We start from the raw sequence: 24595 nt of genomic DNA on the forward strand, positions 1-24595 counted from the left end.
TCACAACCGCCTCACAGCTGGGGAAGGTGCTCGGTCAACGCGCTGCCCGCCGCCTCGTCGCGCGCGCGTTCGTAGGCGGCAGCCACCCGGTACATGCTGTCCTCGGCCAGCGCGGGGGCCATGATCTGCAGCCCGACGGGTAGACCGTCGTCGTCGGAAAGTCCACTCGGTACGCTCATCGCGGGAATTCCCGCCAGGTTCGCAGGGATTGTGCACAGGTCGGCACGGTACATCGCCATCGGATCATCCACCCGTTCACCGATGGGGAATGCGGTGGTGGGAGCCGTCGGCGACACCAGCACGTCCACCTGCTCGTAGGCGGCGTTGAAGTCCCTGGTGACGAGCGTGCGCACCTGCTGGGCTGACCCGTAGTAGGCGTCGTAGTACCCCGCGGACAGCGCGTAGGTGCCGACGATGATGCGGCGCTTGACCTCGGCGCCGAAACCTTCCTCCCTGCTACGGGACATCACCCGTTCCGCGCTGGCCGACCCGTCGTCACCGACGCGGAGCCCGTAACGCATCGCGTCGAACCGGGCCAGATTCGACGAGCACTCGCTGGGCGCGATCAGGTAGTAGGCGGCGAGCGCGTAGCGGAAGTACGGGCAGGACACCTCCATCACCTCGGCCCCGAGTTCGCGGAGCCGGTCGACCGCGGAGGAGAACGAGCGCAGCACGCCCGCCTGGTAACCGTCACCGTGCTCGCCACCAGCGAGTTCTGACACCACACCGACCCGCACGCCGCGCAGGTCGCCCTCGGCACCCGAACGCGCCGCCGCCGCCACGGGGGGAACCGGGGCGGCCAACGATGTCGAGTCCAACGGATCGTGACCGGCGATGATCTCGTGCAGCAAGGCGGCATCCAGCACCGTGCGCGCGCACGGCCCAGCCTGGTCCAGCGAGGAGGAGAACGCCACGAGGCCGTAACGGGAAACTCCGCCGTAGGTGGGCTTCACACCGACCGTTCCGGTCATCGCCCCCGGCTGCCGGATCGATCCGCCGGTGTCGGTGCCGATGCTCATCGCGGCTTCGAACGCCGCCAGCGCGGCCGCCGAGCCCCCGCTGGAGCCGCCGGGCACGCGGGTGGTGTCCCAGGGGTTCGCGGTAGGGCCGTAGGCGGAATTCTCGGTGGACGAGCCCATCGCGAACTCGTCCATGTTCGTCTTGCCCAGCACCACGACCCCGGCTTCGGCGAGCTTGCGGGTGACGGTGGCGTCGTACGGCGGGATCCAGCCTTCCAGGGTGCGTGACCCGCAGGTCGTGGGCTGACCCGAGGTGGTGAGCACGTCCTTGAGCCCGAGCGGTACACCAGCCAGCGGCGACGCTGGTGGGTTGCCTGCCGCGATGTCGGCGTCCACCCGCTCCGCCGTGGCCAGCGCGCCCTCGGTGTCGACGTGCAGGAAGGCGTTGATCTCCTTGTCGACCTCGCCGATGCGTTCGAGATGCGCCTTGGTCACGGCCACCGAGCTGACCTCGCCCGCGTGAATCCTCGACGCCAGCTCGGCGGCAGTCAGTGTGATCGGCTCCGTCACTGCTCCTCCCCCAGGATCCGCGGGACCTTGAACCGGCCGTCCTCGGCCGCCGGTGCACCGGACAGCGCCTGCTGCTGGCTCAGGCCGGGACGCGGCACGTCCTCGCGGAAGACGTTGGTCACGTCGGCGGCGTGGGTCATCGGTGGGACGTCGTCGCCTGCCACCTCGCTCACCTTGGCCATCGAGTCGAGGATCACGTCGAGCTGGCCCGCGAAGGTATCCAGCTCGGCCTCGGTGACGTCGATCCTGGCGAGCCTGGCCAGGTGCGCGACCTCATCGCGGGAAATCGTGGACACGAGGTCAACTCCCGGGGTATACGTTCGGGGACCAAACCTGGGCACCTCGCAGTCTATGGTTCCCGCCGAGCCGGTCGTGCACAGGGCCGTGTCTCTGCCGCATCCCGGCCGCGCGCACCGGCTGGTGTGCACGTACAGCTATCCTTGTACCGGAGATGGCGGATCCGCAGGGGCCGGTATCTCTGCGAGAATGTCCCACTGATCCCATCTCCCCACGGCAAGGCTGGGGTAGGCAAAGGAGAAGAGGTTCGCGTTGTCCTTCCTGATCCGGGTGCAGATCCCGGACGCCCCCGGAAGTCTGGGTGCGGTCGCCACGGCGCTGGGCATGGTCGGCGCGGATATCTTGAGCGTCGACGTCGTCGAACGCGGGTCGGGTACGGCGGTCGACGACCTCGTCGTCGAAATGCCCTCCGGTAGCTTGCCGGACGCGCTGATCACCGCGGCGGAGAGTGTCGACGGTGTGGAGGTGGACGCGGTACGCCCCTATGCCGGTGTGCTGGACACCCATCGCGAGCTCGAGCTCGTCGAGGAGATCGCGGCAGCTCCGCGCGCAGGGCTGGAACGCCTCGCCGAGGGCGTGCCGCGCATCGTGCGCGCCGGGTGGGCGTTGGTGCTGCGTCAAAACGGTGGGGTGGAGCGGTTGGCGGCATCCACCGCCGCCCCGGAAGCGCCGCTGGGGGAGCTGCCCTGGCTCCCGCTCGAACGGGCCACGGTGCTGGACGCCGACGAGTCCTGGATCCCCGCGACCTGGCGGGAGCTGGGCACCGAACTCGCCGCCACCCCGATCGGCAAACCCGACCGGGCATTGCTGGTGGGCAGGCCGGGCGGCCCGATGTTCCGGGCCGCGGAGGTGGCCAGGCTGGCGCACCTCGCCGGAATCGTGGCCGTGGTCCTGGACGGCTAGCGCGCTCTGGGCACCAACAGGAACGAACGCTCCGTTCGTTCCGTCCACGGCGCTGAACATGACGTTCAGCGCCCACCCCCAGGGCTGTACCGCCCGTCCACCGCGCGCTCGAAGGCGTGCAGGTGCACCTCGGGGGCAGGGGACCAGTCACGATCCGGGAGCCTGACGAAGCCGAGCCTGCGATAGAGCCGCTGCGCTGCGGTGTTCTGCTCGTCCACGCACATCACCACGCGAAGGCAGCCGAGCTGCGCGGCGCGATCCATCACAGCGTAGGTCAGCAGCTCGCCGATGCCGCGACCACGGTAGGCGGGATCGGTAGCCAGCATGCGGAACTCGAGCTCCCCTGGCCGTGCGATCTGTGCTAGCGGCGTACCGAACGCTGCGACGGTGACGGTACCGAGCACCACATCGTCACCATCCACCGCCACCAGCAGCTCCGCCTGCTCCGCTCGGTTGGTCGCGTCCCGCAACCGTGCCACGTAATCGCTCGACTCGCTCAACAAGCCCGCGGCCTGGTAGGCCAGGACGGCGATCTCACCGGAGCGGTCGATCTCCGCGCCCTGCGCTGGGCGCACGACGATGTCACCCACGGTCACTCCCCCACAGCACTGCCCGCCACAGCACTCTCAGCCACCTCGCGCGCGGCGTCCGGACCGCGCTCAAGCAGCACGGTGAATCCCTGCTCGTCCAGCACCGGAACTCCGAGCTGCATTGCCTTATCGTACTTCGAGCCAGGCGCATCCCCCGCCACCAGGAAGGAGGTCTTCTTCGATACCGAGCCGGCTGCCCTGCCCCCACGCACCATGATCGCTTCCTTCGCCTCCTCGCGGGTGAACCCTTCCAGCGAGCCGGACACCACGATCGAGTGCCCTTCGAGGTTACGCGGCACCGAGTCGTCTCGCTCCTCGGTCATCCGCACGCCAGCTTCCCGCCACTTGCGCACCACCTCGCGGTGCCAGTCCACCGCGAACCACTCGCGAACCGCGGTCGCGATCGCGGGGCCCACCCCGTCGATCTCCGCGAGGCGCTGCTCGTCCGCCTCGTCGATCGCCTCGATCGAGCCGAACTCGCGCGCCAGCGCCTGCGCCGCTGTCGGGCCGACGTGCCGGATCGACAGCGCGACCAGTACTTTCCACAGTGGCCGGTGTTTCGCCTCGTCCAGGTGGGACAGCAGCTTACGCCCGTTGGCGGAGAGCTCACCCGCCTTCGTACGGAACAGCTCCACGTCGAGCAAACTGCCCTCGTCCAGGGTGAACAGGTCGCCCTCGTCGGTGACGACGCCCGCCTCCAGCAGCGCCGTAGCCGTCTCGTAGCCCAGCACCTCGATATCCAGCGCGTTGCGGCTGGCGACGTGGAACAGCCGCTCGCGCAGCTGCGCGGGGCACGAGCGGGCGTTGGGGCACCGGATATCGGCATCACCCTCCTTCTCGTGCCGCAAGACGGTGCCGCACTCGGGGCAGCTCGCAGGCATCACGAACTCTCGTTCCGCGCCGGTGCGTTCCGCCGCGATCGGTCCGAGCACCTCCGGAATCACATCCCCCGCCTTACGGATCACCACGCGGTCGCCGATCAGCACCCCCTTGCGCTTGACCTCACCCGCGTTGTGCAACGTGGCCATGGACACCGTGGACCCGGCGACGGTGACCGGCTCCATCACCGCGAACGGGGTCACCCGTCCCGTCCGGCCCACGTTGACGCTGATGTCGAGCAGCGTGGTCGTGGCTTCTTCCGGGGGGTACTTGTAGGCGATCGCCCATCTCGGCGCCCGCGCCGTGCTGCCGAGCCTGCGCTGTAGCGCGACGTCGTCGACCTTGGCCACCACACCGTCGATCTCGTGCTCGGCGTCGTGCCGGTGCTCGTCCCAGTACCGCACGAACTCGGTCAGCTCGTCGAGCGAGCGAACCACCCTCGAGTGACTCGACACCGGCAATCCCCAGGCTGCCAGCGCGTCGTAAGCCTCTGACTGGGTGCGCGGCTCGAAACCGACACGCTTACCGAGGCCATGGCAGATCATCCGCAGCGGCCGCCGCCGCGTCACCCTGGGGTCCTTCTGGCGCAGCGAGCCCGCGGCCGCGTTGCGCGGGTTGGCGAACGGCGTCTTGCCCTCTGCGACCAGGCCTGCGTTGAGCTCGGTGAACTCCTCGATCCGGAAGAACACCTCGCCGCGGATCTCGACCACCTCGGGGATGGGGAAGCCGTCGCGCGCCACCAGTGTCTCCGGGACCTCGTCCAGCGTGCGCACGTTCCACGTGACGTCCTCGCCGGTTCGGCCGTCTCCCCTGGTCAACGCCCGCGTCAGGGTGCCGTTCTCGTACAGCAGGTTCACCGCGAGACCGTCGATCTTGAGCTCGCAGAGGTAGCTCAGCGCCGCGCCCGCCTCCTCGCCGAGCTCACGGTGCAGCCGTTCCACCCAGGCGGACAGCTCCGCGGTGTCGAAGGCGTTGTCCAGGCTGAGCATGCGTTCCAGGTGGTCGTAGGCGGTGAACTCGGTCGAGATCCCGCCGCCCACCTGCTGCGTCGGCGAGTCCGGGGTCGCCAGCTCCGGATAGTCGGCTTCGAGCTGTTCGAGTTCGGCGAACAACGCGTCGAACTCGCCGTCGCTGATGGTCGGTTCGTCGAGCACGTAGTACCGGAAACGGTGACTCCGCACCTCGTTGGCCAGCGAGGTGTGCCGCTGCCGGATCTCGCCCGGAACGTCCCCGCTCGGCTGCTCAGGCCGCGGCTGCTGCTCGACGGTGCCCCGGCGGTCGCCATCTAGCTGATTCTCCACGCTCACATCACCCGAGATTAGTCGGCCGTACCGACACCGCCACCGCTGTCCCCCTCGCCGGTCCCCTCGGCGAGCCCGGTGACGAGTTCGCGGAACTCGACCAACGTCATCGCCCCCTCGGGCGGCGCCGTGGCCATCTCGACCCGGCGCAGCCAGGTGGCCGCCTGCCGCTCCCCGAGCGAGGCCTCCAGCGGGAGGAACGTCATGGTCTCGCGCGCCACCGCGTCGAGTTCGCCGAACAGCGGGTGGTAGACGGCCACGTCGACGGCGCGTTCGGCGCTGTCCACCTGCGCGACGACGCGCACCTCTGCCAGCCCGATCCGGTGCGGGCCGAGGTTAACCGTGACCTCACTCGGATCGGGGACCGCGGGAATCGAATCGTGGTACTCCCACATCGCGTCCTCATCGGGGGCAGCGGCGATCCACGCATCGGTGTAGGGCCGCAACGCGGGATCCTCCTGGCCGGAGAGCACCAGCGCGTAGGCGGAGCGCTGCCCGCGCTCCACGGAGAACTGGAGATCCGGGTGCAGGGCGGCGACCAGCTCGCAGAGCGTGTGTTCCACGCGCAGCGGCTCGCCGTCACCCAGCGCAGCGCTGACATCCGGCAGGATCTCGGACCACCGACGCCAGAACCGCTTCGCCGCCTCGGTCGGATCCTCCGGTCCCGGCGCGGCAGGCCACGGCGTACGGGGGTCAACCGGCTCGCCACCGGAGGTGGGCTCGCGCTCGGCGCGTCGTCGAAACCATCGCATCACGACCTCACCGTACGTCCCGCGCCCGGCCCACCGCCGGTGGCGCCTACCAACCCTCGGGTGGCTCCACGAAGGCCTTACCGAGGTCCCGGCTCAGCCCGAGGGCACGGCGCGCCCACTCTCGGTCGACCCCGGCGAACCCGGCGGTCGGGGTGGGCACGGCACGCTCGGCGAGCAACGACCGACCGAAACCCAGCCGGTCGACAAGCCACAGCGCGGGCTCGGCGAGCGAGCGTAACTCGACCCGCTCGGCCGGAGGGGTCGCGGGGACCAGGCCGAGCAGCAACACCGTGTCCGCTTCCCAAGCCTCGCCGATCTCGTCGAGGACCCTGCCTGGGGCGCCGGGCAGCAACGTGGCGTCGAGCGACACCGCCTTGACCCCGGCGTCGCGCAACACCGCCACGGGCGGGCGTGGACCCTCGCACCGCAGCACCACGGGTGTGCCGCTGACCTGCTCCAGCTCGTCGACGGCCGGTTTGAGCAGCGCCGTCACCTCGGGAGCAGGCACCGACGGCACCGTCCCGTACCCGGAGGGTGTCGGCAACGCCCCGGCGAGCACCTCGGGCAGCACGGACTCGTCGAACTGCACAACCACCCGCATCCCGGTGCGCTCGCTCAGCTCCCCGATGTGTGCGGCGACGCCCTCGGTCAGGGACGTGGTGAACTCGCGCAACGCCCCGGGGTCGGTCATTACCCGGTGCCCGCGCGCGAGCTCGACGCTTGCCGCAAGCGTCCACGGGCCAGCCAGCTGGAGCTTGAGTACCCCACCGCGGGTGGCGGCCCGGGCGGCGGCCTCCTCCAGCGCGTCCAGGTCCCAGCGCAGCAGGTCCACCGCGCGGCGGTGATCATGGCCGGGTCGGGCGGCGACCCGGTACCCGGTGGGCACCAACTCCACCGGGAGATCGAGCAGCAGCGCCGCGGTGCGCCCGATCGCGTCGGCACCCACACCCCGGTCCGGGAGGTCGGGCACGTGCGGGAACTCGGGAAGCTCGCCGAAGACGACCGCCGTCGCCTCGACGATATCGGTTCCTGGCATGGGACCGACCGCTGTCGCGGTCCCCGGCGGCCACGGAAGCTGCCGCAACGCTACCTCCTCCCCCATCACCTTCCGGTGTCCGCGATCTTGCCGCTGCCGAGCACGCGATCCCCCCGCTCGTCCGGCTGGTACAGCACGACCGTCTGGCCGGGAGCCACCCCGCGCAGCTCCTCCCGCAGCGACACCCGGATGGACTCGCCGTCGCAGTCGGCCACCGCCGGTGCCGTACCACCGTGGGCGCGCACCTGCACCACGCACTCCGTCGGCCCAACGGGCACCCGCTCGCTCGGCCACACCGCTCGATCGGCGTCGATCCGCGTCACGCCGAGGCGTTCGGCTGAGCCGACCGTGACGGTCGCCGAGACCGGCTCGATATCCAGCACGTACCGCGGCCTGCCGTCCGGGGCGGGTGCCTCGATACCGAGGCCCTTGCGCTGGCCGACGGTGAAGTGATGCACGCCGGAGTGCTCGCCGAGCACGGCACCCGAGGACTCCTCGACCAGGGTCCCCGGCCGCTCGCCGAGCCGGGACTCCAGGAACTTCGCGGTGTCGCCGTCGGGGATGAAGCAGATGTCGTGGCTGTCCGGCTTGCTCGCCACGGCGAGACCGCGCCGCTCGGCCTCGGCGCGCACTTCGGACTTGTGCGAGTCGCCGAGCGGGAACATCGCGTGCCGCAGCTGCTCGGGCGTGAGCGAGGCCAGCACGTAGGACTGGTCCTTGTCGGGGTCGGCGCTGCGCCGCAGTACGGGCGCGCCGTCGACGATCGCCAGCCGGGCGTAGTGGCCGGTGGAGACCGCGTCGAAGCCGAGCGCCATCGCCTTGTCCAGCAACGCCTCGAACTTGATCTTCTCGTTGCAGGTCACGCACGGGTTCGGGGTCCGGCCAGCCGCGTACTCGCCGACGAAGGTCTCGATGACCTCCTCGTCGAAGCGCTCGGCGAAATCCCACACGTAGAACGGGATGCCGAGCAGGTCCGCGACACGGCGCGCGTCTCCCGCGTCCTCGATGGTGCAGCATCCCCGAGCTCCCGAGCGCAGCGTGCCCGGCTGGGGCGACAGCGCCAGGTGCACACCGGTCACCTCGTGGCCTGCGTCGACCGCGCGGGCAGCCGCCACAGCCGAGTCCACCCCACCGCTCATCGCGGCGAGTACCTGCAACGGGCGCCCTCCGTTCTCTCGCGCCGTGCCTCCGGTCATGATCGCACTCCTGCATCACGCCGCTTGCGATATCCACCAGCCGGACCGGCGCTGCCCGCCGCGTCCGCCGAACCCGGACTGCCTGCCGGGTTGCCGCGCGTGCTGGACGCGCCAGCGAGCCCGGCCTGCCGTGCCCGCCGCACCACACCGCCGATCTCGGCAACCACCGCTGCCACATCGTCCTTGCTGGAGGTCCGGCCAAGGGTGAACCGCAGCGACCCCCGCGCTGACGCGGGATCGGCGCCCATGGCCAGCAGCACGTGGGATGGCTGCGCCACGCCTGCGGTGCAGGCCGAACCCGTCGAGCACTCGATCCCCTTCGCATCCAGCAGCATCAGCAGGCTGTCACCCTCGCAACCGGGAAAGGTGAAGTGCGCGTTGCCGGGAAGGCGTGCCGGGACGGTGTCGCCTCCAGCGCTGGCCTCCTCGAGCGGCGCGCCGTTGAGCGCCGCGTCCGGTACCTCCTCACGGATACCGGAGACGAGCTGGTCACGCAGTTCGCTCACCGTGCGCGCGTGCTCCTCGCGGCCATCGACCCCCGAACGTACGGCCGCGGCGAGCGCGGTGACGGCAGGCACGTCCAGCGTTCCGGAACGGACCTCGCGCTCCTGCCCCCCGCCGTGCAGCAGCGGCACACACGCCGCCTCACGCGACAGCAGCAACGCGCCGATGCCGTAGGGGCCGCCGATCTTGTGCCCGCTCAACGTCAACGCGGTCACCCCACACGCGCCGAAGTCCACCGGCACTTCCGCGACGGCCTGCACCGCGTCGGTGTGGCAAGGGATGCCGAACTCGGCGCAGACCGAGGCGATCTCGCCGATGGGGTTGATGGTCCCGACCTCGTTGTTCGCCCACATCACGGTGACCAGCGCCACGTCGTCGGGGTTGGCCTCGATCGCCGCGCGCACCGTCTCCGGCCGGACCATGCCGTAGGAGTCCACCTCGAGCCAGGTGACCTCCGCGCCTGCGTGATCGGCGAGCCACTGGACCGAGTCGAGCACCGCGTGATGCTCGGCGGTGGGCGCCAACACCCGGATGCGGGCGGGATCGGCAGCGCGCCTGCCCCAGAAGATGCCCTTGACTGCGAGGTTGTCGCTTTCCGTTCCGCCGCCGGTAAAGATCACTTCGGAGGGCTGCGCCCCGAGCGCATCGGCAACCGTCTCGCGCGCTTCCTCGACGACACGACGGGCCCGCCGTCCCGACGAATGCAGCGACGAGGCGTTGCCAACCTGCGACAGCGCCTCCGTCATCGCGGTGATCGCTTCCGGCACCATGGGTGTGGTCGCCGCGTGGTCGAGATACGTCATCGTCTCTCCAGGGTAGCTGGGCCCGGCTACCGCGACGTTTCCCGTACCCGTACCCGCGCCTCGCGCAGCGTCCCACGCACCGCGGTCTCGGCGAAGGCGGCCAGCAACCGGCGGTCACCGGCTCGCGACGGCGCGATCGGTTCGCCGATCCGCACCTCCACGATCAGGCCGGACAGCCGCGCGATCCGGCGCGCGCAGTCCAGCAGCGAATCGCCAGCGATCATCGCAGGATGGGTGGTCTCACCCGCACCGGCGAGGCGGTAGCGCACGGTAACCGGCCGCACCACCGCGTCCGCCTCCAGCGCCGCCTGGAACGGGGCGTTGTGGAAGCGCCCCACCTGCTTGCCGCAACGGGTCGTACCCTCGCCGAACACCGCGACCAGCCAGCCCTCGCGCAGCGCCCGCGACAGCTCGAACACCGTGCCTGGCAACCTCGACAGGGCGGCACGGTCGACGAAGACGGTGCCCGCGGCCGAGGCAAGCGGCCCGATCACCGGCCAGCCGGCGATCTCGGCCTTGGCCAGGCACCGCACCGGTGCCACCGTGTTCACCGCCACCACGTCCAGCCATGACACGTGGTTGCTCACCAGCAGCGCACCCTGACCGGGCCGCGGTTCGACGCGCCCGGCGAGGTCATCGCCGCCGACGGCCGCCACCCGGACCCCCAACGCCGCGGCGAGCACCACGAAGAACGACCGCTGGAACCGGAGCCTGCCCACCTGCCCGACCAGGCCGAGCGCGGGCACACACAGCAACGCGACCAGCGCGGCGCCTGCAGCCAACGCAAGCCGCCACCACGCGGTGACGCGGCGCACGCGCGGCACTGTTCCGCCGATACACCCAGCTCCGCAGGGTGATCGTGGCATCCACGCGTGCACGCCTCACCCTCCGATGCCGGGACGTCGCGAAGCCGGACAGGACGCGGAAGTCACACCCCAGTGGTATCGCGTGGCAGGCGAACTCCGGGAGGCCACGCGCATGACGGTTGGTCGCACGGCGGGCGAACGCCGGGCGAGGCGGAGGCATCCCCTGCCATCGCCCGGCGCCTGCCGCCGTGGTGCTATCTCAGCCCTTGCGCTGCTGCACAGCTTCGGTGAGCTGCGGGGCCACGTTGAACAGGTCGCCGACCACGCCGAGGTCGGCGATCTCGAAGATCGGGGCCTCGGGATCCTTGTTCACGGCCACGATCGTCTTGGAGGTCTGCATGCCCGCTCGGTGCTGGATCGCGCCGGAGATCCCCAGCGCGATGTACAGCTGCGGCGAGACGGTCTTACCGGTCTGCCCCACCTGGAACTGTGCCGGGTAGTAGCCGGAGTCGACCGCGGCACGCGAGGCGCCGACCGCGGCTCCCAGCGCGTCGGCCAGCTGCTCGACGACCTCGAACTTCTCCGCGCTGCCGACACCACGGCCACCGGAGACGACCACCGACGCCTCGCTCAGCTCCGGCCGGTCACCGCCGACGATCGGCTCGAACCCGGTGACCTTGGCCGACTTGGCTGGGTCGATCGCGGGCAGCTCGAGCGGCACCTCGGTAGCCGCGCCGGAGGCCTCCTCTGCGTCGATGCTGCCGGGACGCACCGAGATGACCGGCGCACCCCGTGTCGCGGACGAGGTCACGGTGAACGCTCCACCGAAGATGGACTGCTCCACGGTGCCGTCGGCGTTGATCCCGACGGCGTCGGCGAGCAGGCCGGAGCCGAGCCGGGCCGCCAGCCTGCCGGAGACCTCTTTGCCCTCCGAGGTCGCCGACACCAGCACCGCCGAGGGAGAGGCCTGCTCAGCGGCCGCGGCTAGCGCGTCGACCTTGGGGGTGACCAGGTAGCCGGTCGCGTCGTCGGACTCGGCGACGTAGACCTTCTGCGCGCCGTACGAGCCCAGCGCGCTGCTGATCTTGCCTGCCGTGCCGGGAGCCCCGACCACGACGGCAGCGGGCTCCCCGAGCGTGCGGGCGGCGGTGAGCAACTCGAACGTGGACTTCTTGACCTCGCCGCCTGTGTGATCGACGAGTACCAGGACTTCAGCCATGAATTCTTTCCTCCGAAACCTTGTTGCCTGCGCGCCTGTCAGATGAGCTTCTGGCTCGCGAGATACTCGGCGACCTTGGTGCCGCCGTCGCCGTCGTCCTCCACGCGCTCACCGGCCTGGCGCGGCGGCTTCGGTGCGGCCTTTTCGACCTTGGACCAGGCATTGGCGAGGCCGACCTCGCCCGCGTCGATGCCGAGATCGGCCACAGTGTAGGTGTCGACCTGCTTCTTCTTGGCCGCCATGATGCCCTTGAACGAGGGGTAGCGCGGCTCGTTGATCTTCTCGGTGACGCTCACCAGCGCAGGCAGGCTCGCCTCGAGGTGGGTGATGCCCTCGTCGGCGGTCTCCCGGTCGACCGTGATCGTCGAACCGTTCACGGTGACCTGGTGGGCATGCGTGAGCTGCGGCAGGCCGAGCAGCTCGGCGACGATCGCGGGAACCGCGCCGCCCCGGCCGTCGGAGGCCTCGTTCCCGGCGATGACGAGGTCGAAGCTGTCCAGCTTGCCGATGGCCGCGGTGATCACCTTTGCGGTGGCGATCACGTCGGATCCGTGCAGGGCCTCGTCCGAGACGTGGACCGCCTTGTCCGCGCCCATGGACAGGGCCTTGCGGATCGCGTCGGTCGCCCGGTCCGGGCCGACGCACAGCACGGTGACCTCGCCCTCGCCCGCTTCCTTGATCTTCAACGCTTCCTCGACGGCACGCTCGTTGATCTCGTCGAGTACCGCGTCGGCGGAGGCACGATCCAGCGTGTGGTCGGATTCGGAGAGCTTGCGCTCGGAATAGGTGTCAGGCACCTGCTTGACCAGGACAACGATGTTGGTCATGGGTCTTGCTGACCTCCGATACTGGCGTCTGGGCTGTCGCGTTTGCCGTTGTGCGTGTCGTGCGGCTCCACCTGGTCGCCTGGTACCCACGGCACTGCGGGCGCCCGAGTGCCTCCCGAAGAGGACATCGGAGCGAGGCTTGCACCGATCGACACTGACCTAGAGAACTACTGGGCAGTAGATTAATGCCAACGCCCGTGCGAGTTCCCGCTGAGGTGACTGCATTCACCTGGAAGGCCCATCTATCTGGACCATCGTACAACTACCACTCACACGTTCGAACAGGCGCTACGGCATCCAGCGGGTACAGCAGGGTGCGCGATACGGCCAGTACGGGGGTGCGCGACGGGGAAAGTGGCCGGAATGTCCTGGGGAAACCCTTCCCCTCGCGCCGGCAGCGGGTGAGAACCGGCGCGAGGGGAAGGGAAGTGTCACACGCTGTGCGTCAGGTAGCGGGCGTAGGCACAGGTGGTAAAGAAGCTCGGCAACGTCTCGCTGAGGGCGGACTCGATGAAGATCGCGCGGGCATCGTCGAGCCGGTCATCGGCGCCGCCACGCTCGGCACGGATGGTGGCCACCTCCTCGTCGAGCATGCGGGTGACCAGCTCGGCGTCGATGGCCGTGCCGTCGTCGAGCTTGGTCTGGTTGTGCATCCACTGCCAGACCTGGCTGCGGGAGATCTCCGCGGTGGCCGCGTCCTCGCGCAGCTCGCCGATCGTCACGGTTCCGGTGCCTGCCAGCCACGAGTCGATGTAGCGCAGCGCCACGCGGATGTTGTGCCGCAGCCCGTCCTCGGTGACCTCGCCGCCGGTACCCGCGACGTGGAGCAGGTCGTCCCTGGTGACCTCGGGACGGGAACGCGCGGGCCGGGCGGTGGCCGCCGCACCCTGCTCACTGCTGGATTCGCCGCGGGTGTCGTAGACCTCCCGGCACACGCCGACCATGGCCGGGTGCGCCACCCAAGAGCCGTCGAACCCGACGTCGATCTCGCGCTCGGTATCCTCCCGGACCACGGCGATCGCCTCGGTGTTGCGATCGGTGTCCGTGCTCGGCACGACCGCCGTCATATCGCCGATCGCCTGAGCGCCCCGCTTGTGGCACGTGTCCACAAGCAACTCGGTGTAGGCGCGCAAGAACGGCACCGACATCGTCACCTCGGCGCGGTTGGGAAGCACGAAGTCGCCACCCCGGCGGCTGAAGTTCTTGATGATGCTGAAGATGTAGTCCCACCGTCCGGCGTTGAGCCCGGCAGCGTGCTCGCGCAGCTCGTAGAGGATCTCCTCCATCTCGAACGCCGCGGTGACCGTCTCGATCAGCACCGTAGCCCGGATGGTGCCCTGCTGCACATCCAGCAGCCGTTGCGCCGTGACGAACACGTCGTTCCACAACCGGGCCTCGTGGTGGCTCTCCACCTTGGGCAGGCAGAAGTACGGGCCGCTGCCGCGATCGAGCAGTTCCCGCACGTTGTGGAAGAAGTACAGGCCGAAGTCGAACAGGCTCGCCGAGACCGGGCGTCCGTCGATCCGCACGTGCTTTTCCACCATGTGCCAGCCACGGGGGCGCACCGCGATCGTCGCCCTGCCGTCACCGGTAGCACCGGTGGCGCCGCGAACGGCGTCGTGCAGGTTGAGCTGGCCGCTCATGACGTTCGCCCAGGTCGGCGACAGGCCGTCCTCGAAGTCCGCCAGCCAGACGTGCGCGCCCGAGGTCACCATCTCCTCGACCGTCGCCCGGTCGGCAGGGGGGCCTGCGATCTCCACCCTGCGGTCGCTCAGCCCGGCAGCGGCACCGGCCACCCGCCAGGAGGAGTCCGAGCGGATGTGCGCGGTCTCCGCCAGGAAGTCGAGCTCCTCCTCTCCCGAGTTCAGCTTCTCCTTCCTGCGCCGCCGCGCGTCGAGGAGCTCACGACGTCGCCCGGCGAACTCGTTGTCCAGGCGGGCTACGAACTCGAGCGCCTCAGGCGTGAGGATCTCGTCGAACCGGTCCGCCATCGAACCGGAGACCGTGGTCCGGTAGCTCAAGCTGGTAGCCATGTCGCTCCTCCTTGACGGGTGGGAAAGCGGCGGCGGTGGGAGGCGGTGTCAAGGGGGAAGGCTCCCACCGCCGCCGCAGGGGTGAATCAGAACTGAGCTTCCTCGGTGGAACCGGTCAGCGCCGTGGTGGAGCTTTCCGGGTTGAGAACCGTGCTGACCTGGTCGAACCAGCCGGTGCCGACCTCACGCTGGTGCTTGGTGGCGGTGTAACCGCGGTCCTCCGCGGCGAACTCCCGCTCCTGCAGGTCGACGTAGGCGGTCATGCCGTCGCTGGCGTAGCCCTTGGCCAGGTCGAACATCGAGTAGTTCAGCGCGTGGAAGCCTGCCAGCGTGATGAACTGGAACTTGTAGCCCATGTGGCCCAGCTCCCGCTGGAACTTCGCGATGGTCGAGTCGTCCAGGTGCTTCTTCCAGTTGAACGACGGCGAGCAGTTGTAGGCCAGCTTCTGCTCCGGGAACTTGTCCTTGACCGCCTCGGCGAACTGTCGCGCCACGTCGAGGTCCGGCTCCGAGGTCTCCATCCAGATCAGGTCGGCGTACGGCGCGTAGGCCAGAGCCCGGTCGATGCAGGGCTCGATGCCGTTGCGCACCCGGTAGAAGCCCTCCGAAGTCCGATCACCGGTGACGTACTTGGCGTCCCGCTCATCAACGTCGCTGGTGAGCAACGTGGCGGCCTGGGCGTCGGTGCGCGCGATGATCAACGACGGCACACCCGCGATGTCGGCGGCCAGTCGGGCGGCGTTCAGCGTGCGCTCGTGCTGCTTGGTCGGGATGAGAACCTTGCCGCCGAGGTGGCCGCACTTCTTCTCCGAGGCGAGCTGGTCCTCCCAGTGCACGCCCGCGGCGCCTGCGGCGATCATGCCCTTCATCAGCTCGAACGCGTTGAGCGGGCCACCGAAGCCCGCCTCGGCGTCGGCGACGATCGGGGCGAACCAGTCGATGCTGGTGTCGCCCTCGGCCCAGGTGATCTGGTCGGCGCGCGCCAGCGCGTTGTTGATCCGGCGCACCACAGCCGGGACCGAGTTCGCCGGGTACAGGCTCTGGTCCGGGTAGGTCTGGCCAGCCAGGTTGGCGTCCGCGGCGACCTGCCAGCCGGACAGGTAGATCGCCTTGAGGCCGGCGCGCACCTGCTGCACGGCCTGGTTACCGGTCAGCGCACCGAGCGCGTGCACGTAGTCCTCGGTGTCGAGCAGCTCCCAGAGCTTCTCGGCACCGCGGCGAGCGAGCGTGTTCTCCTCGACCACGCTGCCGCGCAGCTTGATCACGTCGGCGGCGCTGTACGGGCGGCTGATGCCCTTCCACCGGGGGTTGGTGTCCCACTCGGCAGCGAGCTCGGCAGCGGCCTGCTCCGGCGTCTTGCGCATCTCGGTCATCGGTTCTCCACAGTTGTCCTCGTGCATCGCTGCAACGACTTTGCAAACGTTGCGATTTCTCGCTTCTTAGAGAAACCATGCCATGCCCAGCTAAAACAGCGCTACATGGCCAATTTGCAAATTTGTGCGAAGTATCCGTACCATCTTGCGAAGGATGCGAAGGTGTTGGCTCGCGAGCCGACTCTTCCACGGCCGTTCCCGGTCGAGTCCCGGACAATCAGCGGTGAGGGAGCCCCACGATGGAGAAAACGTTCGCCGGAGCCAAGCTCCGGCATCTGCGTGAAGACCGCGCGATGAGCCAGGCTGATCTGGCTCGCGTGTTGGAGATCTCACCGAGCTACCTGAACCAGATCGAGCACAACGCCCGCCCGCTGACGGTCCCGGTACTCCTCCGGCTCGCGGAGGCGTTCGGAGTGGACGCCGAGTTCTTCGCCAGCAACGACACCGGCCGCCTCGTGGCCGATGTGCGCGAGGCGCTGATGGACGAGGCCGTCGGGGCGACCGTGTCCTCCAGTGAGATCAACGACCTCGCCACGAACCTACCCACCGTGGCCCAGGCCCTCGTCAAACTGCACAAGCGCTACCGGGACGCGGTGGAGAACACCGCTGCCCTGGTGACCGAGGACGGCACGGGACAGCACGGCAGCCCAGCCGCCCCGCTGCCGCACGAGGAAGTGCGCGACTTCTTCTACGAGCGCGAGAACTACGTCGCCGAGCTCGACGAGCGTGCCGAGCGCATGGCGGTGCAGCTCGGCATGGTGCGCGGCGCCGACCTGCGTAACGCGCTGCGCGATACGTTGTCGGCGTCCTACGGCGTGCACTGCACCACCGAAGGCCTCGACGAGGATCGTGGCGAGCTGCATCGCTACGAACCGGACACCCGGGTGCTACGCATGGCGCCGAGCATGCGGGTCGGCCAACAGGCCTTCCGCATGGCCTCGCAGATCGCGCTGCTCGAGCACTCGGATTTGATCGACGAGCTCTCCGACTCCTGGGCGTTCTCCGGACAGGCCGCACGCTCGCTGGCCAGGGTGGGACTGGCCAACTACTTCGCGGGGGCGCTGATCCTGCCCTACACCGAGTTCCACAGTCGCGCCGAGCGCTACCGCTACGACATCGAAAGGCTATGCGATCACTTCGGTGTGGGTTTCGAGACGGTGTGCCACCGGCTGTCGACACTGCAACGCCCGAAGAAGCGGGGGATCCCGTTCTCGTTCGTACGCGTCGACCGGGCGGGCAATATGTCCAAGCGGCAGTCGGCCGCGGGCTTCCATTTCTCCCGGGTCGGTGGTTCCTGCCCGCTGTGGAGCATCTACGAGGCATTCGCCTCGCCAGGCAAGATCCTCACGCAGGTCGCCGAGATGCCGGACGGCAAGCGGTACTTCTGGATCGCCAGGACCGTGTTCCGCAACATCGGCGGTTACGGGTCCCCCGGCAAGATCTTCAGCGTGGGGCTCGGCTGCGAGCTACGGCATGCACGCAGGCTGATCTACTCCACCGGGCTCGATCTCGACGACAACTCGGCTGCGACGCCGATCGGCATGGGATGCAAGGTCTGCGAGAGGCTGGCCTGCCCCCAGCGGGCCTTTCCCACCATCGGCAAGCAGCTCACCGTCGACGAGAACACCAGTACCTTCGTGCCCTATCCCGCGGTGCCCAAGTCGGACTGACTCCCAGCAGCACCGGCACCACCCCGATGCGCGTTGGCGCACGCCCACGCGGTACGACAGACTCGGCAGGCGTGAACCGGCTGATCATCGATACCGATCCGGGCGTCGACGACGCCTTCGCCATCGCCCTCGCCGCGCTCGATCCCGATACCGAGCTGCTGGCGGTGACCACCGTGTTCGGCAATGTGCCGCTGGAGGTCACCACCGACAACGCGCGACGGGTCCTCGCGCTGTGCGACCGCGAGGACGTGCCGGTCGCCGCGGGCGCAGCCCGGCCGCTGGTGCACCCGCAGCCGCACCGGGCGCAGCACGCTCACGGCGCCGACGGGCTGTCCGGCCGTGCCGGGCAGTTGCCGGAACCCACCCGTGCGGCGCACGATCTCGGCGCCGTGGAGCTGATGGTGCGGCTGCTTGCCGCGACCGACGAGCCGGTGACCATCGCTGCCATCGGGCCGCTGACCAACATCGCCCTCCTGCTGGCCACCCGACCCGACCTCGCTCCAGCCATCGACCGGCTGGTGATCATGGGAGGGGCGGTGTCGGGCGGCAACGTGACGGCTGCGGCCGAGTTCAACATCTGGAGCGATCCGGAAGCCGCGCAGCGGGTGCTCGCCGGGGAGTCGGTGCCGTCCGTGCTCGTCCCGATCGACCTGACGACGCGCTGCGCGGTGGACCGCGACTGGCTCGACACCCTGGCCCGTTCCGGGCACCGTGGCGCGGCCCTGCACGCGCTCGTTCCCGACTACCTGGCGCACTACCGGACCGTGCTCGGCTGGGACGGCATCGTGCTGCACGACGCCGTCGCCGTCGCCGAAGCGATCCGGCCCGCAACCCTCACGCACACTCCCTACCAGCTCGAGGTGGACTGCACACCAGGCCCATCGCGGGGCGCCACCGTCGTCGATCGCCGTACCACGGCACCCCTCGTCCCGCCTACCAGCGACCAGCGGCCGGTGGGCGTTGCCCACGACGCCGACCTCGACGCGATACGGGATCTGCTGCTCACCGGGCTGAGCAGCAGCTGACCGCCGCGCGGTCGAACCGTTCCGGGGAGCCGCCCGCCTATTTTACCATGTTCTTGATGTTCACAAACTTATGAAAATCATGTAGCTTCGGAGTGCCTGCGAGTCACGCTGGCATCGTCATCCAGGGGAGCGACCATGTCTCTAGCCACCACCCCGGACGGGGCTGCCGTGAGCGTGTCGGAGCTGAACAAGACCTTCGGCTCGGTCACCGCGTTGGATCGCCTCGAGTTGACCGTGCGAACCGGCGAGGTGCACGGATTCCTCGGCCCGAACGGGGCGGGGAAGTCGACGACCATCCGGATCCTGCTTGGCCTGCTCCGCGCCGATTCCGGCCACGCCGAGGTACTGGGCGGCGATCCCTGGCGCGACGCCGTGCACCTGCACCGCAGGCTCGCCTACGTCCCCGGCGACGTCAGCCTGTGGCCGAACCTGACGGGAGGGGAGGCCATCGACCTGTTCGCGAGGCTGCGCGGTGGTTTCGACCGGCGCAAGCGCGACGAGCTGTGCGAGCGGTTCGATCTCGACCCCACCAAGAAAGGGCGGACCTACTCCAAGGGCAACCGGCAGAAGGTCGCCCTGGTGTCGGCGCTGGCCTCGGACGTCGAGCTGCTCGTCATGGACGAGCCCACCGCGGGACTGGACCCGCTCATGGAGGCCATCTTCGCCGAATGCGTCCGCGAGGCGAACGCGGCAGGAACAACTGTGCTGCTGTCCAGCCACATCCTCGCGCAGGTGGAGGCACTCTGCGACCGGGTCTCGATCATCAGGAACGGCCACATCGTGGAGTCGGGAAGCCTGGACGAGCTTCGTCACCTCACCCGCACCACCGTTATCGCCGAGACGGCACAGCCGCTCACCGACATCGAAGCGGTCACCGGCGTGCACGACGTTGTCCACACCGACGGCAAGGTCCAGTTCGATGTCGACTCCGAACAACTCGACCCCGTGATCGGGCACCTGCACCGCCACGGTATCCGCTCGCTGATCAGCCAACCGCCCACATTGGAACAGCTGTTCATGCGGCACTACGGCGAAGAGTTGGCCGTCAACACGAGCGGGGAATCACAATGAACACGAGCACCGCACCCGCCGTCCGCGCCCGTCACGGCTCGCTCACCGGTACGCCTGCGCTGATCCGGTTCGCGCTGCGCCGCGACCGGGTGCGCATCCCCGCGTGGATCGCCGCGCTCACGCTGGGCACGGTGGCCACGCTCGCCAGCCTCGCCGATCTCTACCCCACCAGCGTTGAGCGACAGGCCATCGCCGAGACCATGGGCACGCCAGCGGGCCTGGCCATGTCGGGACCTGCCGAGTACCTCGCCGACTACAACATCGGCGCGATGATGGGGCACCAGATGCTCGGCTTCACCGCGCTGCTTGTCGCACTGATGAGCGTGCTCATGCTGGTGCGCCACACCAGGGCCGAGGAAGAAAGCGGCAGGGCCGAGCTGGTCCGCGCCGCGGTGGTCGGGCGCCACGCGCACGCGACGGCCGCGCTGGTTGTGGTGATCGCCACCAACCTCCTGCTGGCCGTGGTGATGGGACTCGCACTGGCGGCGACCGGCGCCGAAGGCGTCACCACGGGCGGCTCGCTGCTGTACGGGTTCGCCCACGCCGCGGTCGGCGTCGCCTTCGCTGGGCTCACCATGGTGACCGTGCAGATCACCGAGCACACCAGGGGAGCGGCAGGCATGGGACTGGCCGCCATCGGACTAGCCTACGTGCTGCGAGCGGCAGGCGATGTGGGCGACGGCACGCTGTCCTGGCTGTCCCCCATAGGCTGGGCGCAGGCGACCTTGGTGTACGTAGACGACCGCTGGTGGCCGTTGCTGCTCGCGGCCGGGGTCGCCGCCGTACTCATCGCCGTAGGGGTCGCGCTGAGCACCCGCCGGGATGTCGGCTCGGGGCTGCGCGGGACGCGCGCAGGCAGGCAGGCCGCCTCCGCCGTACTGGGAAACCCGTTCGGCCTGGCAGTACGGCTGCAGCGGGGCCTGCTCATCGGCTTCACCGCCACGCTCGCCCTGCTCGGCATCGCCTACGGCGCCATCCTGAACGAAGTCGAGGACATGCTCACGGCGATCGCGGAGATGGAGCGAGCCCTCGCGGACATCGGCGGCGCCACAGTCACCGAGTCGTTCGCCTCGATGGTCATGATCGTGCTCGCGGTGATCGCCTCGATCTACGTCGTGCTCGCCGCGTCGCGAGGCAGGGCGGAGGAAGCCGACGGCAGGGCCGAGCCGGTTCTCGCCACCGCTGTCTCCCGACACCGGTGGCTCGCCAGCCACATCACGGTCGCCCTGCTCGGCGGGATCGTGGTGCTGGCCGCTGGCGGGTTGGGTTTCGGCATAGCGGGAGCGCTCGCGGTGGATGACAGCGAGCTCATCACCCAGCTCCTCGGCGCCGCCGTGGCGTACTTCCCGGCGTTGTGGGTCACGGCAGGCCTCGCGGTAGCGCTCTACGGCTTGTCACCGAGGCTGACGCCGCTGGCCTGGATCGTGCCGGTGTACGGGTTCCTCGTCGGCTACCTGGGACAGATCCTGCAGTTCCCGGAGTGGATGACCAACCTGTCACCCTTCGGGCACGTTCCCGAGCTACCCGCCGAGGAGTTCTCCGTGCTCCCGCTGGCCTTGCTGCTCGCGGTCGCTGCCGCGCTGCTGGCCATCGGCCTGTCCGCGTTCCGGCAGCGTGACCTGGAGACGGCGTAACCACGGGCAGGCGGCTTCCGTTCAGCTCGGCGGGATGCGCTCGGCGCGGCAGATGAGAGCTGTCGGGGTGGGGCCGATGCGGGTGAGCACTACGCTCGCCTGCTCGGTCCCACCCAGCCGCAACCGGGGCCGTAGCTTGTTGGGATCCACGTCGAGCCCGCGCACCAGGATCTCGACCCTGCCGACCCGCCGCTTGCGCAGCGCCGCGCGTAGCGCTCTCTCGCTGTACTTGCCGTGCTCCAGCACCCGGAACGCGCGCACCCCGGCAGGCGGGGCCTCTCCGGTGAGGTAGGCGATACGGTGATCGAGCTGTCCCAGACCGTGCCGCGCCGCGTACTGCCGCACGAGACCGGCGCGGACGATCGCGCCATCCGGGTCAACGATCCACTCCCCCACCTCCCGCACCGCCGCGTCATCCGGCTCGGTGTCAGTGACCGCTTCACGGGAACCGTCCGAACGCAACACGGTTGCCCTGCGCGAGACCTCGGCGAGCCCGCCCGACCACAGGCACGCTTCCCGTACCTGACCGTCCAGCGAGATGATCTCCACTTCCGCCGCCCACGGAACCACCTCGGGGTCGACCCCGGGGGCACATTTCACCACCAGGTCACGACCGGCGTAGGTGCGCGCGAGCGCATCGAGCGGGGGCGCGAAATCCTCCGGTCGCCACGTTCTCCGGCCGGAACTGTCCCTCCGGCCGGGGTCGGCGACCACGGCTGTTCCTCGCGATACCGGACGCAGCGCGTCAGCCAGCACCACGGCAGGCGCCACCCCGGCTTCGGCGCAGTTGTGCCGCGCCATGGCCAGCCGGACCTCGTCCAGGTCGGAGCCGACGCACCGGCTCGCGGTCCGCGCGAGCGTCACGAGATCGGCACCGATCGAGCAGGTCACATCGTGCACGTCGCGCCCGGCCAGCCGGTCGGCTCGGTACCGCGCGACGTAGTGAGCGCTCGCCTGTTGCAACGCGTCATCGGTCAGCAACCATTCGCCGGGTTCGTCGAGCTTGGCGCGGGCCTTTCTCCGGAGCAGCACGGTCTCGACCACGGCCGCGTACCGATCCCCGACCTTCTCCCGCGCGGCGGCGATGTCCGAGAGCCAGCTCGACGTGCTCAGCTCGAGCTCGTTACAGGCGGCGAGCGCCTGCCGCCCCTCATCCGAGCGAAGGTACTCGACATCCCCTCGCGAGAACCGGTATCCCACGGGCTGATCCTATGTCGCCTCCGTTGCTGGGGCGCGATGCGTCGCGTGGCGGGTATCCAGGACGGCAGTGGCGGCCTCTCACCTCCACTCGATCGATCAGCGCCTCACCGGCCGGTGAAGGACGCCTTCCCTGGGCCGTGCTCGAGGAAGGACCGCATGCCGGTGGACTGGTCCTCGGTCGCCCATAGGGCGGTGAACAGCTGCGTCTCCCACCGCAGCCCACTGGTGAGGTCGACGTCGAGCCCACCGTCGATGGCTGCCTTGGCGGCGCGCAGCGCTATAGCCGGGCCGTTGACGAACTGCTCGGCCCACTCCTTCGCCCTGGTGTACACCTCGTCGGCGGCGACCACCTCGTCGACGATGCCCAGCCGCTGCGCCTCGTCAGCAGCCACGAACCGACCGGTGTACACCAGGTCTTTGGCCGTGCTCGGCCCCACGAGCCTGGTCAGCCGCTGGGTACCGCCCGCACCGGGAATGATGCCGAGCTGGATCTCCGGTTGCCCGACCTTGACGTTATCGCCCGCGATGCGCCGGTCGGCGGTGAGTGCGAGTTCGAGACCGCCGCCGAGTGCGTAGCCGGTAACCGCGGCGACCGTTGGCTTGGGGATGCCCGCGATCAGGCTCATCGTCTCCTGAAGGCCCGTGCCGAACGCCGTCATCTCCGCGTAGGACTTGGCAGCCATCTCCTTGATGTCCGCGCCGCCCGCGAAGGTCTTCTCCCCGCCGTACAGGATGACCGCACGCACGTCGTCGCGCTCGCTCGCCTCCTTGGCGGCACCGGCCAGCTCCTCCTGGATCTGTTCGTTCAGCGCGTTGACCGGCGGGCGTTCGAGGCGAATGGTGCCGACGCCTGCTTCCACCTCGAAACGCACGAACTCTGTCACACGAACCTCCTCTGACGACCATCTGACCCCTTGGCCGGTGTACCGGCCGGTGTGCCGCGACCGGCATGCTCCGCCAGGCAGGTTACCCGCGCGACAGGCAGGCGGTGGACCAACCCCGTTCGAACGGGACCCGATGGAGCCGGTCACGCCACACGCTCAGCGCCTGCGTGCGAAGTACCGGTCACCGGACCGTTCGAGCAACAGGTCCTGCCCGAACGTCTCTGACAGCGACTCGCTGGTCAGCACGTCATCGATCAGCCCGGCAGCCACCGCACGGCCATCGCGCAGCAGCAACGCGTGGGTGAAGCCCGGCGGGATCTCCTCGACATGGTGGGTCACCAGCACCGTCGCCGGGGCGTCCGGATCCCCGGCGAGCACCGACAGCTGGCCGACCAGATCCTCGCGCGCTCCCAGATCGAGCCCGGCCGCGGGCTCATCGAGCAACAGCATCTCCGGGTCGGTCATCAGCGAGCGCGCGATCAGCGTACGCTTGCGCTCCCCCTCGGAGAGGGTGCCGAACGGTCGGTCCGCCAGGTGCGCGACACCGAGAGCATCGAGCATCTGATGGGCGCGGTGAACGTCCATCTCCTCGTAGCTCTCGCGCCAACGTCCCACCACCGCGTAGCCGGCGCTCATGACCACGTCTCGCGCCGTCTCGTCGCCGGGGACCCGCCCGTTCAGGGCGGTGGAGGTGAATCCGATCCGGGGTCGTAGCTCGAACACGTCGGTCCGACCGAGCCGTTCCCCCAGCACGTGCACCGTCCCGACCGAGGGATGGAGCTCGGCTGCGGCCAAGCGCAACATCGTCGTCTTGCCCGCGCCGTTCGAGCCGAGTACGACCCACCTCTCGTCCAGCTCCACCGACCAGTCGAGGTCGGCGAGCAGGTGGGTGTCACCGCGCCGCACCCCGACCCCGTCCATGTGCACCACCAGGTCGTTGAGATCAACCAACGGGTCCCGCCTTCCGTCTCGCGACTCCGGTTCGAGGGTGTGGCCCGACACGTTCCGCTCGAGCCACGTCCCGGTGTCTTATACAACGTCGGGTCATTCTCCCGCCCGTCAC

At 69.4% G+C, this 24595-nt stretch carries 21 protein-coding genes; 5 read left to right on the forward strand and 16 right to left on the reverse strand.

All coding sequences use genetic code 11. The annotated features are described in order from the left end of the window. Positions 1 to 11 precede the first annotated feature (11 nt). A complete protein-coding gene (gatA, locus tag F8178_RS13750; protein ID WP_317495170.1) occupies positions 12 to 1529 on the reverse strand; it encodes an Asp-tRNA(Asn)/Glu-tRNA(Gln) amidotransferase subunit GatA in 1518 nt (505 codons plus the stop codon). Beyond that, positions 1526 to 1825, reverse strand: coding sequence for an Asp-tRNA(Asn)/Glu-tRNA(Gln) amidotransferase subunit GatC (gene gatC, locus F8178_RS13755; protein ID WP_317495171.1), 300 nt, complete (start codon positions 1823 to 1825; stop codon positions 1526 to 1528). Before gatC ends, gatA begins: the two co-directional genes overlap by 4 nt. Positions 1826 to 2078: 253 nt before the next feature. Here gatC and F8178_RS13760 point away from each other — a divergent pair, with 253 nt between their 5' ends. After that, on the forward strand, positions 2079 to 2729 hold the full coding sequence (locus tag F8178_RS13760; protein WP_317495172.1) for an amino acid-binding protein: 651 nt from the start codon (positions 2079 to 2081) through the stop codon (positions 2727 to 2729). Positions 2730 to 2794: 65 nt separating this feature from the next. Here F8178_RS13760 and F8178_RS13765 read toward each other — a convergent pair whose 3' ends face one another. The 11 genes from F8178_RS13765 to aceA all read right to left on the reverse strand — a co-directional run bounded on the left by F8178_RS13765 (position 2795) and on the right by aceA (position 16048). Continuing rightward, entirely contained in the window at positions 2795 to 3319 is a 525-nt protein-coding gene (locus tag F8178_RS13765) for a GNAT family N-acetyltransferase (RefSeq protein WP_317495173.1), read from the reverse strand. Positions 3320 to 3321: 2 nt separating this feature from the next. After that, a complete protein-coding gene (gene ligA, locus F8178_RS13770) occupies positions 3322 to 5412 on the reverse strand; it encodes an NAD-dependent DNA ligase LigA (protein WP_317495308.1) in 2091 nt (696 codons plus the stop codon). 104 nt (positions 5413 to 5516) lie between these two features. Then, complete coding sequence (locus F8178_RS13775; protein WP_317495309.1) at positions 5517 to 6251, reverse strand: hypothetical protein; 735 nt, start codon at positions 6249 to 6251, stop codon at positions 5517 to 5519. A 46-nt stretch (positions 6252 to 6297) separates the two neighbouring features. Then, complete coding sequence (locus F8178_RS13780; protein ID WP_317495310.1) at positions 6298 to 7335, reverse strand: methionine synthase; 1038 nt, start codon at positions 7333 to 7335, stop codon at positions 6298 to 6300. Between the two features lie 17 nt (positions 7336 to 7352). Next, complete coding sequence (mnmA, locus tag F8178_RS13785) at positions 7353 to 8444, reverse strand: tRNA 2-thiouridine(34) synthase MnmA (protein WP_317495311.1); 1092 nt, start codon at positions 8442 to 8444, stop codon at positions 7353 to 7355. Positions 8445 to 8479: 35 nt separating this feature from the next. Continuing rightward, positions 8480 to 9790, reverse strand: a complete 1311-nt coding sequence (locus tag F8178_RS13790) for a cysteine desulfurase family protein (protein WP_317495174.1) — start codon at positions 9788 to 9790, stop codon at positions 8480 to 8482. A 26-nt stretch (positions 9791 to 9816) separates the two neighbouring features. After that, complete coding sequence (locus F8178_RS13795) at positions 9817 to 10605, reverse strand: lysophospholipid acyltransferase family protein (protein WP_317495175.1); 789 nt, start codon at positions 10603 to 10605, stop codon at positions 9817 to 9819. Between the two features lie 250 nt (positions 10606 to 10855). Next, a complete protein-coding gene (locus F8178_RS13800) occupies positions 10856 to 11815 on the reverse strand; it encodes an electron transfer flavoprotein subunit alpha/FixB family protein (protein ID WP_317495176.1) in 960 nt (319 codons plus the stop codon). Positions 11816 to 11853: 38 nt separating this feature from the next. After that, positions 11854 to 12642 (reverse strand): electron transfer flavoprotein subunit beta/FixA family protein, encoded by a 789-nt coding sequence (locus F8178_RS13805; protein ID WP_317495177.1) that lies wholly within the window; start codon positions 12640 to 12642, stop codon positions 11854 to 11856. Positions 12643 to 13073: 431 nt separating this feature from the next. Then, entirely contained in the window at positions 13074 to 14675 is a 1602-nt protein-coding gene (aceB, locus tag F8178_RS13810; RefSeq protein WP_317495178.1) for a malate synthase A, read from the reverse strand. An 86-nt stretch (positions 14676 to 14761) separates the two neighbouring features. Then, positions 14762 to 16048, reverse strand: coding sequence for an isocitrate lyase (gene aceA / locus F8178_RS13815; RefSeq protein WP_317495179.1), 1287 nt, complete (start codon positions 16046 to 16048; stop codon positions 14762 to 14764). 239 nt (positions 16049 to 16287) lie between these two features. Here aceA and F8178_RS13820 point away from each other — a divergent pair, with 239 nt between their 5' ends. The 4 genes from F8178_RS13820 to F8178_RS13835 all read left to right on the forward strand — a co-directional run bounded on the left by F8178_RS13820 (position 16288) and on the right by F8178_RS13835 (position 21448). Beyond that, positions 16288 to 17718 carry a short-chain fatty acyl-CoA regulator family protein gene (locus tag F8178_RS13820; protein ID WP_317495180.1) on the forward strand — a complete coding sequence of 477 codons (1431 nt, stop codon included), beginning with the start codon at positions 16288 to 16290 and terminating at the stop codon, positions 17716 to 17718. A gap of 26 nt (positions 17719 to 17744) precedes the next feature. After that, on the forward strand, positions 17745 to 18743 hold the full coding sequence (locus F8178_RS13825) for a nucleoside hydrolase (RefSeq protein ID WP_396345503.1): 999 nt from the start codon (positions 17745 to 17747) through the stop codon (positions 18741 to 18743). A gap of 135 nt (positions 18744 to 18878) precedes the next feature. Further along, complete coding sequence (locus F8178_RS13830; RefSeq protein ID WP_317495182.1) at positions 18879 to 19814, forward strand: ABC transporter ATP-binding protein; 936 nt, start codon at positions 18879 to 18881, stop codon at positions 19812 to 19814. Next, positions 19811 to 21448, forward strand: a complete 1638-nt coding sequence (locus F8178_RS13835) for an ABC transporter permease (RefSeq protein WP_317495183.1) — start codon at positions 19811 to 19813, stop codon at positions 21446 to 21448. The genes F8178_RS13830 and F8178_RS13835 overlap by 4 nt, the downstream gene beginning before the upstream one ends. Positions 21449 to 21469: 21 nt before the next feature. Here the strand turns inward: F8178_RS13835 and F8178_RS13840 are convergent, their stop codons facing one another. From F8178_RS13840 to F8178_RS13850, 3 genes are all read right to left on the reverse strand, one after another. Continuing rightward, entirely contained in the window at positions 21470 to 22648 is a 1179-nt protein-coding gene (locus tag F8178_RS13840) for a THUMP-like domain-containing protein (protein WP_317495184.1), read from the reverse strand. A gap of 104 nt (positions 22649 to 22752) precedes the next feature. Beyond that, on the reverse strand, positions 22753 to 23532 hold the full coding sequence (locus tag F8178_RS13845; RefSeq protein ID WP_317495185.1) for an enoyl-CoA hydratase-related protein: 780 nt from the start codon (positions 23530 to 23532) through the stop codon (positions 22753 to 22755). 156 nt (positions 23533 to 23688) lie between these two features. After that, the gene (locus tag F8178_RS13850) at positions 23689 to 24453 is read right to left on the reverse strand and encodes an ABC transporter ATP-binding protein (RefSeq protein ID WP_317495312.1); all 765 of its coding nucleotides are present in this window, start codon (positions 24451 to 24453) and stop codon (positions 23689 to 23691) included. Positions 24454 to 24595: the final 142 nt, after the last annotated feature.

Source organism: Haloechinothrix sp. LS1_15 (genome assembly GCF_033042135.1).
Taxonomy (GTDB): Bacteria; Actinomycetota; Actinomycetes; order Mycobacteriales; family Pseudonocardiaceae; genus Haloechinothrix.

What these genes read in the sequence shown, in the direction of transcription:
- aceB (WP_317495178.1), bottom strand. Translation starts at nt 14,675, where the DNA reads ATGGCTACCAGCTTGAGCTACCGGACCACGGTCTCCGGTTCGATGGCG.
- F8178_RS13825 (WP_396345503.1), top strand. Translation starts at nt 17,745, where the DNA reads ATGCGCGTTGGCGCACGCCCACGCGGTACGACAGACTCGGCAGGCGTG.
- F8178_RS13805 (WP_317495177.1), bottom strand. Translation starts at nt 12,642, where the DNA reads ATGACCAACATCGTTGTCCTGGTCAAGCAGGTGCCTGACACCTATTCC.
- F8178_RS13835 (WP_317495183.1), top strand. Translation starts at nt 19,811, where the DNA reads ATGAACACGAGCACCGCACCCGCCGTCCGCGCCCGTCACGGCTCGCTC.
- F8178_RS13820 (WP_317495180.1), top strand. Translation starts at nt 16,288, where the DNA reads ATGGAGAAAACGTTCGCCGGAGCCAAGCTCCGGCATCTGCGTGAAGAC.
- F8178_RS13830 (WP_317495182.1), top strand. Translation starts at nt 18,879, where the DNA reads ATGTCTCTAGCCACCACCCCGGACGGGGCTGCCGTGAGCGTGTCGGAG.
- F8178_RS13850 (WP_317495312.1), bottom strand. Translation starts at nt 24,453, where the DNA reads ATGGACGGGGTCGGGGTGCGGCGCGGTGACACCCACCTGCTCGCCGAC.
- F8178_RS13800 (WP_317495176.1), bottom strand. Translation starts at nt 11,815, where the DNA reads ATGGCTGAAGTCCTGGTACTCGTCGATCACACAGGCGGCGAGGTCAAG.
- aceA (WP_317495179.1), bottom strand. Translation starts at nt 16,048, where the DNA reads ATGACCGAGATGCGCAAGACGCCGGAGCAGGCCGCTGCCGAGCTCGCT.
- F8178_RS13775 (WP_317495309.1), bottom strand. Translation starts at nt 6,251, where the DNA reads ATGCGATGGTTTCGACGACGCGCCGAGCGCGAGCCCACCTCCGGTGGC.
- F8178_RS13790 (WP_317495174.1), bottom strand. Translation starts at nt 9,790, where the DNA reads ATGACGTATCTCGACCACGCGGCGACCACACCCATGGTGCCGGAAGCG.